The sequence below is a fragment of the Ezakiella peruensis genome, assembly GCF_900215725.1.
Classification (GTDB): domain Bacteria; phylum Bacillota; class Clostridia; order Tissierellales; family Peptoniphilaceae; genus Ezakiella; species Ezakiella peruensis.
Window position 1 is genome coordinate 846,881 of sequence record NZ_LT962469.1, and the last position, 10,360, is coordinate 857,240.

Consider the following 10,360-nt stretch of genomic DNA (forward strand, 5'->3'; position numbering starts at 1 on the left):
GTGCTAACTACATTTATATTATACCACTATAAATCTTTTTTAAACACAAAATATTAAAATATTTTAAAATAAATAAAAAACTCTCCAAGCAAGAGAGTTTTGTACAGAAATTTTATTTACTTTTTAAGCATATTAATATTACAAGCCAAATTTTTTTCAATAATATTCCTCCATTTTATAATAATAGATCTACTTCTACTAAGTTTGATAAATCAAAGCCCTTTTCAGTTAGCCTTACAAAATCTTTATAGTTTATAATGAGTCCATTTTCTTCGTGAACTTTTAAATTAAATATTTTATCAAAATCTTCATTGAACTTTTCTTTAAAAAAATTTTTATCTATTCCCCTTGCAGTCCTTATTGATAAAAAAGAATATTCACTCATCATATCCTCTTTAGAAAGCTCGTACTCAATATAATAAGGTATTTTATTATTATCTATTCGCTTATAGTAATCAGAAAGTTTTACAGGATTTTTAGTTCTCATATTATTTATAAATCCACTAGCACCAAGACCAAGTCCTAAATACTCGCTTAAATTCCAATATCTTGAGTTGTGCTTGCTCTCATATCCGGCTTTTGAAAAGCTCGAAACTTCATATCTATGGTAGCCCCTTGACTCTAAATAATGGCAAAACTCATGGTATATCTTCCTATCTAATTCATCGCCTAATAATTTAATTTTCCCTTCCTTAACTTGCCTATAGAGCAAGGTTTTTTCTTCAAGTATAAGTGAATAAGCACTTATATGAGGAATGTTTAAATCTGCCAAGAGTTTTGCATCTCTTAGAGTGGACTCTACATTAGTATTAGGTAGAGACAAAATTATATCAGCAGAAATATTGTCTATGGATTCTTTTTGTAAAAATTCGACTGTATATAAAAACATTTTTAAAGTAGACTTGCGTCCAATTAAATCTAGTATTTCTTGATTAGAATTTTGAAAGCCTACACTGGTCCTGTTTACTCCTGATTCTTTTAAATTTCTTATCCACTTGTGATCTATAGTTTCAGGATTAATTTCAATTGTAATCTCTGCTTTTGGACTTACCTTAAATTTTTTATAAATCAGATCTAATATCCTATAAATTTGATCGCTTGTCAATAAGGATGGTGTGCCACCACCAAAATATATGGTATCAACTTCCCTATCAGCAAAATTATCTGCAGTAATATTTATTTCTCTTAATAAATATTCCGTGTATTCATCGATCTTTTCGACATTATTAGGAATAATTGTTAAAAAATCACAATAATTGCACTTGGTCTTGCAAAATGGTATGTGCATATATAATCCTAAGGTCTTCATCATTCTTTACCCCAAACCTTCCATTTGTTTCTTTCATTGGCTTGCAAAATCTTATCAGAATTTTCAATATACTTATCTATTTTTTCTATACACAAGTCCCTGTGTTCAGGAAATTTTGCCAGTAATGGTAAAGCGTTTGTCTTATGGCTAGCCTTTATAACTGTATCAATATTTATTTTACTTAAAATATCTCTCTCCTCTTCGAGTGACTCTCTAATACTTAGTCTTTTAAATGACTGATCTTGGACAAGTTTTTTTAAGGGAGCTCTTTTAAATATAACTGTAGTTACAAAGATTATTTCAAAAGGATTTATCTGGTTGATTAAAATAGGCGTCTTTATTCTATGATCCTCTGTGAATTCTTTGCCGCCCAAGCCTAACATAAAATAAGTGCTGTAACTTATACCTAGCCTATCAAGCTTATGGCAAGCCTCAATGGAATCCGAAACACTATGACCCTTCTTTTGAAAATTCAAGACCAAATCGCTTCCACTTTCAAGGCCCAAGCATAACCTATCCATGCCCATACCTTTTAATTTTAATAACTCTTCATCAGTTTTATTTAAAACATCATTTGCCCTTGCAAACATAGAAATATAATCCACATCAAAATTCACCTTTAAAATTTTAAAAATCTCTAGTAGGTAATCCGTCTTTATACATAGAGGATTGCCTTCAAGCAAGGTAAATTTTGTGGGCTTCCTATTAATCTTTTCTAATTCACATTTGCGTTTAAGTATATAATCTCTAATCTCTTCAATAGGAAATATTTTAAATTTTTGTCTGTAATTTAAATCGCAATACAAACAACGCTGATATGAACAGCCCATGGTTACAGGTATCATTTCGTTGTGCATTTCACTCATTGGTGTATACATGTAAATTGGATAAAAATCGTCCACAAAAATCATCTCCCTAATCATTATAACATATGTAAGAAAAAAGCTGCAAAAATGCAGCTATAATTATTTTTCCTTATATTTTAATACTTCCAAGAAAGCTTCTTGAGGTACATCGACATTGCCTACTGACCTCATGCGCTTCTTACCTTCTTTTTGTTTTTCAAGAAGCTTTTTCTTTCTAGAAATATCCCCACCATAACACTTAGCCAAAACGTCTTTTCTAAGAGCGGAGATAGTTTCACGTGCAATTATCTTAGATCCAATAGCAGCTTGAATAGGAACAGCAAATTGGTGTTTAGGAATTACATCCTTTAATCTCTCTGCAATATCACGACCTCTTGTGTATGCCTTGCTTTCGTGAACAATTAAGCTAAATGCGTCCACTAATTCACCATTAATTAAAATATCTAACTTAACTAGGTCTGATTTTTGATAGCCACATAGCTCATAATCAAGTGAAGCATAACCCTTTGTATTTGATTTTAGGGCGTCAAAGAAATCATAAATAACTTCGTTTAATGGCAATTTAAACTTTATGCTTACTCTTCTTTCATCCAAGTAATGCATGCCCAAATATTCGCCGCGTCTATCAATGCAAATATCCATAATCTTGCCGACATAATCTTTTGGCGCCATTATCTCGGCCTCGACCATTGGCTCTTCTATATAATCAATCTCAGAAACAGGAGGCAGATTAGTTGGGTTTTGAATTTCTAGCATTTCTCCATCTGTCTTATGAACCCTATAAATAACACTAGGTGCTGTTGCAATAATATTTAAATCAAATTCACGATCAATTCTCTCTTGAATAATTTCCATGTGCAAGAGACCTAAGAAACCACATCTAAAACCAAAGCCAAGCGCCTTTGATGTCTCAGCTTCAAAGACTAATGAAGCGTCATTTACTTGAAGTTTTTCAAGGGCTTCTCTAACTGTATTATAATCTTGGCCTTCGGATGGATATACACCACAGTAAACCATTGGAACAACTTTTTTGTAGCCAGGAAGTGATTCAGCTGTTGGATTATCTGCATCTGTAACTGTATCACCAACTCTTGCGTCTTTAACTTCTTTAATAGCCGCTGTAAAATATCCAACCTCACCCGAACAAAGCTCATCAACTTGCTTCATGGTAGTTACATTTACCCCAACTTCTGTAACTTCATATTCTTTTCCTGTGCTCATTAGTTTAATATTCATACCTGGCTTGATCTTTCCTTCGAAAACTCTAATATAAGAAACAACGCCTAAGTATTGGTCATAATATGAGTCAAAGATTAAAGCTTTAAGTGGAGCGTCATCATTTCCATCTGGGGCTGGAACATTTTTAACAATATCTTCCAAAACATCTTTTATATTTAGACCGGTCTTGGCAGAAATTAAAGGAACGTCCTCCGCATCAATGCCAATTAAATCTTCAATTTCATGCTTAACTTCTTCAGGTCTAGCTGAAGGCAAATCCATTTTGTTTATAACAGGTAAAATTTCCAAGTCTTGGTCAAGAGCAAGATAAACATTGCCTAGGGTTTGTGCTTCAACGCCTTGAGTAGCATCCACTACTAAAACTGCGCCTTCACAAGCTGCGAGAGATCTGGAAACTTCGTAATTAAAGTCAACATGGCCTGGTGTATCAATTAAATTTAAGGCATAAGTATTTCCATCATCAGCCTTGTAATCTAACCTTACCGCTTTTAATTTAATGGTTATACCTCTTTCACGTTCCAGATCCATGCTGTCGAGTGTCTGCTGTTTCAAATTTCTTTTTTCAACTGTATTCGTAGACTCCAATAGTCTATCTGCAAGTGTGCTCTTGCCGTGATCGATATGTGCAATTATCGAAAAGTTTCTAATATGCTCTTTTTTCAATTAAGTCCTCCAAATCTATTAAAAGGAAATACCCTCAATACACATCTTCCGTCTATTGATTTTCTATTAACAGGGCCAAAAAATCTGGAATCCTTGCTTGCATTTGGAAGTCTATTGTCTCCAAGTACAAAAACCTCATCATCCTCTAATGTGTAATCAATATTTCCTTCTGTATATAAATTATCAATATAATTTTCTTCTAAAACTTGGCCATTTAAAATAACTTGCCCATCTATAATCTTAATATTATCTCCACCTACAGCTACAATTCTTTTGACATAAAAATCATTACCTGTTAGTTCCTTGTCCTTTATAACTACAATATCTCCACGGTCGTACTCATAAAAAATTTTATCAATCTTTAATTCAACCAACCTGTCACTATTGTGCAGGGTTGGAAACATGCTCTTGCCCCTAACAACTGTAAATGTAAAAATAAATTTTGTAATTAAAAGTGCTGCTATAAATGCAAACGCAATTGACTTAACCCATTCCATCAGCTCACGCTTCCAATTAATTTTTTGATCATCTGTATTGTCTTGCTCATTTTCAGAGTTTACTTGACTATTTTCTTGTGGATTTATTTCATTCATTTTTCTCTCCTATATAAGTAATTATGTAGTTATATTACATCACATTTCCTGAGATTTGTCAATTTTAATTTATTAAAAATAAAAAATAAAAAGTTAAATTTTCCCTCATCATTCTTTGATTTATGTGGGATTATGGTGTATAATGTATCATATATGAGAGGTGAGTTATGGTTATAGATGTAATCAACTTTAATTTTGAACACGACGACGGCAAAATACTTGATCACTTTGAAGATTGTGATTGTATTATTTTAGGTCCTTCACGCGTGGGAAAAACACCTCTTTGTTTTTATTTGGGTTACTTTGGTATAAAAGCTTTAAACATTCCTTTGGTGCCAGAAATTAACCTAAATATTTATAAAGAGTTGCCAAGGCGTAAATGCTTTGGATTAATTCGTTCAGTAGAAAGCCTCAAGAAATTTCGTAGTACAAGAGAAAAATATTTAGGAATATCTTCAAACTACGCAACTGAATCCAGGATTTTTAAAGAGCTTGAGTATGCTAACAATATTTATGAAAGTATTAGATGTCCTATTATCGACCTTGATAACTACTCTAATGAAGAGGCGGCAGAATTTATTAAAGACAGAATTAACTTTAAGGAGGAGTAATGTCAAAATTTACTTACAGTTTTGAAGAAGGCAACGCAAGTATGCGTTCTCTATTGGGTGGTAAAGGTGCAAACCTTGCTGAAATGACCGTAATGGGTATTCCAGTTCCACCAGGATTTACTATTTCCACAGATGCATGTAAGGCATTTTATGAAAACAAAGAAATGCTACCAGCACATTTGATGGAAGAAGTTTTAAAAAGAATTCAAGAAGTCGAATCACATACAGATAAGAAATTTGGTTCATCATCCAATCCTCTACTCTTTTCAGTAAGATCAGGCGCTGTTATTTCTATGCCTGGAATGATGGACACAATTTTGAATCTAGGGCTTAATGATGACACAGTAAAAGCTTTATCTGAAAAAACTTCAAATGAACGCTTTGCTTATGATAGCTACAGACGTTTTATACAAATGTTTTCTGATGTTGCTATGGGTCTACCAAAATATGAATTTGATGATGCCCTTGATGATATCAAAGCCGAAGAAAATGTAAACATGGACCAAGAGATCTCAGTTGAAGGTTTAAAGAAATTAGTAGCTAAATTTAAAGAAATTTACAAGAAACATACTAATGAAGACTTCCCTGCCGATCCATTAAAGCAACTGGAACTATCAATTATAGCTGTATTTAAATCATGGATGAATCCTCGTGCGAAAACTTATAGAAGACTCCATAAAATTGACGATAATCTCGGCACAGCTGTTAATGTTCAATCAATGGTATTTGGTAACATGGGAGAAACCAGTGGTACTGGCGTATGCTTCTCAAGAAGCCCTTCCAACGGAGAAAATAAATTGTTCGGCGAATACTTAATGAACGCCCAAGGTGAAGACGTTGTTGCTGGAATTAGAACTCCAAATGATATAGAAACTTTAAAAGAAGAAAATGAAGCTGTATATAATAAATTCCTTGAAACAATCGAAAGCTTGGAAAAACACTATAAAGATATGCAAGACGTTGAGTTTACTATCGAAGAAGGCAAGCTCTACTTCCTTCAAACTAGAAATGGTAAAAGAACTGGTAAGGCTGCATTAAATATTGCAGTAGATATGGTTAACGAAGGGCTTTTAACAAAAGAAGAAGCCCTATTAAAAGTTGAACCAAACCAACTGAACCAACTTATGCACTATCAATTCGATGAAGATGATCTTAAAGACAAAGAAGTTCTTACAAAAGGTCTACCTGCCTCACCTGGAGCTGCAAGTGGAGTTGTTGTCTTCTCGCCAGAAGACGTTAAGAAAAAACACGATAAAGGTATTAAGACAATTCTAGTTCGTGAAGAAACTTCACCTGAAGACCTTGAAGGAATGGTTTTAGCTGAAGGTATTTTAACAGCTAGAGGTGGTATGACCTCACACGCAGCTGTTGTTGCAAGAGGCATGGGCAAATGCTGTGTAGCTGGCTGCTCAGAGCTCAGAGTTGATGAAAGAAGCAAAATTATCAGAGCTCACAATGGCCTCGAAATAAAAGAAGGCGAGACAATTTCAATTGACGGAACAAACGGTATCGTTTACCTAGATGAAATCAAGAAGATTGAACCACAACTTTCCGGCAATTTCGAAACCTTTATGGAATGGGCTGATGAATATAAGGTAATGGGTGTTTACACAAATGCTGATACACCAAAAGATGCTTCAGCTGCCAGAAAATTTGGTGCTAAGGGCATCGGCTTAACAAGAACAGAACACATGTTCTTTGATGAAAAGAGAATTATTGATGTTAGAAAGATGATTCTTGCAAAGACAACCGAAGAAAGACAAGCTTCGCTTGATAAATTATTGCCTCATCAAAAATCTGACTTCGTTGGAATCTTTGAAGCAATGAAAGGCCTACCTGTTACCATTCGTCTCTTAGATCCACCTCTACACGAATTCCTTCCTGTTAAGGAAAGCGATATAGAACAAATTGCAGGAGATCTTGGAGTAAGTTATGAAACGCTTTGCGATAGGATTGAAGAATTAAAAGAATTAAACCCAATGCTCGGCCACAGAGGATGCAGACTTGCTGTTTCTTATCCAGAAATTTACAAGATGCAAGTTCGTGCAATTATGGAAGCTGCAATTGAAGTTGGAGAAACAACTCCACATATTATGATTCCACTTGTTGGTGATATTAAAGAACTAAAGTATGTAAAGGGACAAATTAAAGAAGAAATCGAAAAAGTATTTGAAGAAAAATCAGCAAAGATTGATTATGAAGTAGGTACCATGATTGAAATTCCTCGTGCCGCCCTACTCGCTGACCAAATTGCAAAAGAAGCTGACTTCTTTAGCTTTGGTACAAACGACATGACTCAAATGACATTTGGCTTTAGCCGCGACGACTCTGGTCCATTTATTGCAGAGTACGTCGATAGAGGAATCTTTAAAGTAAGTCCTTTTGAATCTCTAGATACTGAAGGTGTTGGTAAATTAATTGAAATGGCTACAAGACTTGGCCGTGAATCAAATCCAAATCTTCATGTAGGTGTTTGTGGTGAAGCCGGCGGAGATCCAGATTCAATTAAATTCTTTGGAAAAGTTGGCTTAGATTATGTAAGCTGCTCACCATACAGAGTTCCAATCGCAAGACTTGCTGCTGCACAATCAGCAATCGAGCTTAAAAAACAAAAATAAAATACTTTAGGAGGATTTTATGAACAAAGCTATTAAGCTTCAAAATGTTACAAAAGCTTTCGGCTCTAAAATCGCCGTTGATAGTGTAAACCTAGATATTGAAGGTGGAAAGATAACAGGTTTTCTGGGACCAAATGGTGCCGGTAAAACTACAACAATAAATATGATTGTTGGTATTCTCTCTCCTACTCATGGTAAGGTTACTGTAAATGGTTTTGATGTGAGCCAAGAGGGCTACGAAAGCAAAAAGCTTATAAGTTATATACCTGATAATCCTCTTCTATACGAAACAATGACAGGTTTCGAGTATTTAAACTTTATAGCAAATGTATATCAGATGGATCCAGAGTTTGCTCAAGAAGAAGTTGAAAAATATGCAAAAATATTTGAACTAGACTTTGCACTTGATCAAACAATTTCTGGTTATTCACATGGTATGCAGCAAAAGCTTGCCCTAATCGGTGGTTTAATACACGATCCTGACTACTTTATCTTAGATGAGCCAATGGTTGGACTTGATCCAAAAAGTTCATTTAATTTAAAAGAAATTATGAGACAAAGAGCGGACGACGGAAAGGTCGTCCTCTTTTCTACTCACGTAATGGAAGTGGCCCAAAATGTATGTGACGATATAATTATTATTAATAATGGAAAAATAATCGCAAGAGGAAGCGTTGATGAAATAAAAGGCCTCGTGCCTGAAGCTGAAGGAAATCTTGAAAAAATATTCTTGGAGCTAACCAAAAATGATTAAGACCCTAGTAATAAAAGATTTATATGCCAGATACAGTGCCCTTTTTCACCCAGGAGCTGCACTTAAAGATAAAAAAGAAAAGAGAAAACTATTTTCTCTAATCTTTTCATTCATAATTATAGCTTTCTACGCAGTTCTGATACAAAGGTTTTTATTTGGACAAATAGATTCATTGGTTCAAGCAGGTATGATAAATTTATTTATTGTATCAATAAGTACATCTCATATCCTCTTTCTTGTCTTTACCGTTCTGCCCTCCATTATGTCAAACCTTTATTTCTCAAATGATATAAAAATAATGCAAACGCTACCAATTAAAAATAGGGACATAATAATTAGTAAATCTATTTCTATTTTTATAGATAGTTTATTTGTATCCTTATTTTTAATAATTCCAACTTTTATTAGGCTCTGCTATTTCTCTTCATATAATATAATAGTTTACCTAACTGTTTTAATAAGTATATTCTTAACAAATATACTTATAATATCACTATTATCCTTTATTATTATAAAATTAATGAAGTATTTAAACAGGATTTCTAATCTTAAAAACATTATGCAAGCTTTAGCTTTAATGGCTGGACTAGTAATTTATATACTAATTACCAGATATATAAATACTGCAGATTCTCTTATGACAGTTGTTAAAAATTTTGATAATTCAGTCTTTAGATTTTTCCCACATGCATTTTTTATGGTAAAAATATTTAACAGAAGCATTTTGTTAAGCCTCTTATATACTCTTGTGTATGCAGGGATTGTGTTTGCAATAATGTATCTTGTTGGTCGTTTTTCAGAAAAAGCCTTGCAAAAAGGCCTCGAACTTAACTCCATAACAGGAAGCAGAAAGAAAAAACGCAAGAAAGCTTTAAAAATTAAAAAGAGATCAGTTGTTAGAGAAATTGCGAATAAAGAATTTAAAGAGATTTTAAAAACTCCAATTTATTTTTTTAATATCATGGCTATAGGAATAGTATTTATAATAATATTTTCCATTGGATTCTTAGGAGCCGCCGCCAAAGATGGAGTTAGCCTATCAGGTTTATTTGGAGGCTTAGACTATAATTTTGGAGAAAATATCTTAACAGAAATTTTTTCTTGTATACTAATTGGATTTCTATATACAACATTTGTATCTTTAAACTCTTCAACTATAAGTACAATCACCAGAGAGGGTAATAAAATTAATGTGATTAAGACCCTACCTACTACTGCCAAAGACCAAGTAGATGGAAGGCTTCTAGCCTCTCTTTGGATAAGTGCTTTTAATGCTTTTTTTGCAATAATAATTATTCTTGCACTAACTATAATTAAATCTGGTCTAACAATATCCTCTATCACGATGCCTCTTGCATTTGCCGGAGGAACCATAATATCTTGGTTTTATTATTCCAATATAGATTTATATATAGGTATTAAGTATCCATATTTTGATTGGGACTCACCGCAAAGAGCTGTTAAAGGAGGTACTAACCCTCTGAAAAGTATGGCTTTTACTTTTGCAAATGCACTAATTATATATCTTCTATATAAATTTTTTGCAGCCTTGTATGAGGATTGGTTTACAGTACTTCAATATGTATCTCTTATATATATGCTTTTATGTTTAATATTTGGCGAAGTAATTTACAAGTTAAATATTTCTACTTTAGAAGAAAAGCTTCCCAAATACAGAGATGAATAATATTATGAGAATAAAAAATA

At 33.3% G+C, this 10,360-nt stretch carries 8 protein-coding genes; 4 read left to right on the forward strand and 4 right to left on the reverse strand.

From position 1 onward, the window contains the following. Positions 1-175 precede the first annotated feature (175 nt). From hemW to lepB, 4 genes are all read right to left on the reverse strand, one after another. Complete coding sequence (gene hemW / locus CUU59_RS04150; RefSeq protein WP_099950736.1) at positions 176-1,312, reverse strand: radical SAM family heme chaperone HemW; 1,137 nt, start codon at positions 1,310-1,312, stop codon at positions 176-178. Then, positions 1,309-2,211, reverse strand: a complete 903-nt coding sequence (locus CUU59_RS04155; protein ID WP_169922853.1) for a radical SAM protein — start codon at positions 2,209-2,211, stop codon at positions 1,309-1,311. Before CUU59_RS04155 ends, hemW begins: the two co-directional genes overlap by 4 nt. Positions 2,212-2,274: 63 nt before the next feature. Next, the gene (lepA, locus tag CUU59_RS04160) at positions 2,275-4,077 is read right to left on the reverse strand and encodes a translation elongation factor 4 (protein WP_099950738.1); all 1,803 of its coding nucleotides are present in this window, start codon (positions 4,075-4,077) and stop codon (positions 2,275-2,277) included. After that, positions 4,074-4,670, reverse strand: a complete 597-nt coding sequence (gene lepB / locus CUU59_RS04165; RefSeq protein WP_099950739.1) for a signal peptidase I — start codon at positions 4,668-4,670, stop codon at positions 4,074-4,076. Before lepB ends, lepA begins: the two co-directional genes overlap by 4 nt. Before the next feature lie 167 nt (positions 4,671-4,837). Between lepB and CUU59_RS04170 the strand changes: the two genes are divergently transcribed. The 4 genes from CUU59_RS04170 to CUU59_RS08075 all read left to right on the forward strand — a co-directional run bounded on the left by CUU59_RS04170 (position 4,838) and on the right by CUU59_RS08075 (position 10,340). Next, positions 4,838-5,281, forward strand: coding sequence for a kinase/pyrophosphorylase (locus tag CUU59_RS04170; RefSeq protein WP_099950740.1), 444 nt, complete (start codon positions 4,838-4,840; stop codon positions 5,279-5,281). Continuing rightward, positions 5,281-7,899, forward strand: a complete 2,619-nt coding sequence (gene ppdK / locus CUU59_RS04175; RefSeq protein WP_099950741.1) for a pyruvate, phosphate dikinase — start codon at positions 5,281-5,283, stop codon at positions 7,897-7,899. The genes CUU59_RS04170 and ppdK overlap by 1 nt, the downstream gene beginning before the upstream one ends. A gap of 19 nt (positions 7,900-7,918) precedes the next feature. Next, the gene (locus CUU59_RS04180) at positions 7,919-8,653 is read left to right on the forward strand and encodes an ABC transporter ATP-binding protein (protein WP_099950742.1); all 735 of its coding nucleotides are present in this window, start codon (positions 7,919-7,921) and stop codon (positions 8,651-8,653) included. A 637-nt stretch (positions 8,654-9,290) separates the two neighbouring features. Then, positions 9,291-10,340: a hypothetical protein gene (locus CUU59_RS08075; RefSeq protein ID WP_146036070.1), complete on the forward strand. Its 1,050-nt coding sequence runs from the start codon at positions 9,291-9,293 to the stop codon at positions 10,338-10,340. The last annotated feature ends 20 nt before the right edge of the window (positions 10,341-10,360 follow it).

What these genes read in the sequence shown, in the direction of transcription:
- hemW (WP_099950736.1), bottom strand. Translation starts at nt 1,312, where the DNA reads ATGATGAAGACCTTAGGATTATATATGCACATACCATTTTGCAAGACC.
- CUU59_RS08075 (WP_146036070.1), top strand. Translation starts at nt 9,291, where the DNA reads ATGACAGTTGTTAAAAATTTTGATAATTCAGTCTTTAGATTTTTCCCA.
- ppdK (WP_099950741.1), top strand. Translation starts at nt 5,281, where the DNA reads ATGTCAAAATTTACTTACAGTTTTGAAGAAGGCAACGCAAGTATGCGT.
- CUU59_RS04180 (WP_099950742.1), top strand. Translation starts at nt 7,919, where the DNA reads ATGAACAAAGCTATTAAGCTTCAAAATGTTACAAAAGCTTTCGGCTCT.
- lepB (WP_099950739.1), bottom strand. Translation starts at nt 4,670, where the DNA reads ATGAATGAAATAAATCCACAAGAAAATAGTCAAGTAAACTCTGAAAAT.
- CUU59_RS04170 (WP_099950740.1), top strand. Translation starts at nt 4,838, where the DNA reads ATGGTTATAGATGTAATCAACTTTAATTTTGAACACGACGACGGCAAA.